2 protein-coding genes are annotated in these 1812 nt (G+C 70.6%); one reads left to right on the top strand and one right to left on the bottom strand.

Translation table 11 applies throughout. The annotated features are described in order from the left end of the window. The first annotated feature begins 172 nt into the window (after positions 1 to 172). The gene (locus NQ160_RS23245; protein ID WP_257517377.1) at positions 173 to 1093 is read left to right on the top strand and encodes an aldose 1-epimerase family protein; all 921 of its coding nucleotides are present in this window, start codon (positions 173 to 175) and stop codon (positions 1091 to 1093) included. A gap of 2 nt (positions 1094 to 1095) precedes the next feature. On the opposite strand, the gene NQ160_RS23240 is transcribed toward NQ160_RS23245, so the two are convergent. After that, the coding region (locus NQ160_RS23240) for an efflux RND transporter permease subunit (RefSeq protein WP_257517376.1) at positions 1096 to 1812 on the bottom strand (717 nt) is incomplete at its 5' end.

The following is a 1812-nucleotide window of genomic DNA, read 5'->3' as shown; positions in this document are numbered from 1 at the left end:
CATCCGTCGGCCGGGGCCATTATCGATAGTGGTCATGCACGTCGATCGACGCCCACCATCGGCCCCTTGGACTCACAAACCCATCCACGCGCACCACGCGCAGTGTCCGAAGCCGACCAAACGAGTATATGTGTGCCACCTGTGAAAGTGCCCAGCGGCCTACCATGACGGGATGACCACCCACTTCCCCTACGACCCGACCGGCCGCCGGTTCACGGTGCAGCACGGCAACACCACGGCGGAGATATCGCAGGTCGGCGGCGCTTTACGGGCCTTCACCGTCGATGGGTTCGACTACGTGCCACGGTACCCCGACCGTTCGCCGACTCCCGCAGCGGCGGGCATCGTCTTGGTGCCGTGGCCCAACCGCGTGCGCGACGGAAAGTGGACGCGCGACGGAGTGACGCGACAGCTGGCGATCACCGAGCCGCAGACCGGCAACGCCTCACACGGGCTGCTGCGCTTCGTCGGCTACCGGCCGGCGGTGTACACCGAGCACACCGTCACGCTGACGGCCGATGTGTACCCGCAGACCGGCTACCCGTTCTACCTCGCCACCGAGGTGACGTACACCGTGACCGACGGCGCCCTCGCGGTCACCCACCGCGTCCTGAACCTGGGAGACATGCCCGCGCCGGTCGCACTGGGCACGCACCCCTATTTCTGCATCGGGGGCGTCCCGACGGGCGAGCTGACGGTGCAGCTGGATGCCGCGACCCGCTTCCTGCTCGATGAGCGGAAGCTGCCGGTGGACGAAGTCCCCGTGGACGACACCACCGACCTGCGGACGCCGCGCCCGGTGGGCGAGCTCGACCTCGACACCGCGTACGGCACGGTCGCGCGGGACGGCGCCGGCAACGCCCACGCCGTCCTCACCGCACCCGACGGCAGGAGCCTCGACCTCTGGGCCGGCCCCGGCTTCGACTACCTGCAGGTCTTCACGACCGACCGCTTCCCCGGGCAGGACGTGGCGATCGCCATCGAGCCGATGACCGCCCCGCCCGACGCCTTGAACTCGGGCACCGGAATCCGCATGCTCGAGCCGGGCGAGGAGTGGCTGCTGCACTGGGGTGTGATCACCCGGGCCGACTGACGTCAGCGGCGGTCGGCGTCCGCGTCGTCGACCGGGGCCCCGGCTTCGGCTTCGGCTTCGGCTTCGGCGGGGGCATTCTCGCCCACGCGGGCAGGCTGCACGGCCTTCGTGAGCGCAGAGAGCCGGGCGCCCTCGGTCGCCGTGTCGGTCGCGGCATCGGTGGGCGGATCCGTCGGTTCGGCGGTCACGAAGGGCTCCGCAGCATCGGGATCCGCGATTGTCGGATCCGCCGCGGCGGGCTCGGCTCCGGGCGCCGTCGTTGCGTCGTCAAGCTCGGTACCTGCGTCGACGGGCGCGGATCCGACCGGTCCCGTCGCGTTCGCAATCACGACCGGGAGCGACCCCGTCGCGCCACGCTCTCGAAGGTCACGCCGACTCTTCGGCACAGCGACGGCGGCGGCACCCGCGGTCGCGGGAACGAGCGCGCCGGACCGCCGCGACTGGCGGCGCTCACGGGCGCCCTCGACGAGGTTGTAGAGGGTCGGCAGCACGAGCAGCGTCAGCACGGTCGACGAGATCAGTCCGCCGATGACGACGATCGCGAGCGGCTGCGAGATGAATCCGCCGCTGCCGGTGATCCCGAGCGCCATCGGGGTCAGCGCGAAGATCGTCGCCAGCGCGGTCATCAGGATGGGACGAAGACGTCGCGCCCCGCCGGCGATGGTGGCGTCGTGCGCGGAGAGCCCCTTCACGCGGTACTGGTTGACGAGGTCGACCAG

It is taken from the genome of Microbacterium sp. zg.Y909 (genome assembly GCF_024626565.1).
Note: the sequence above shows the minus strand (reverse complement) of the source record. Positions and strands in the feature narration are given on the sequence as shown.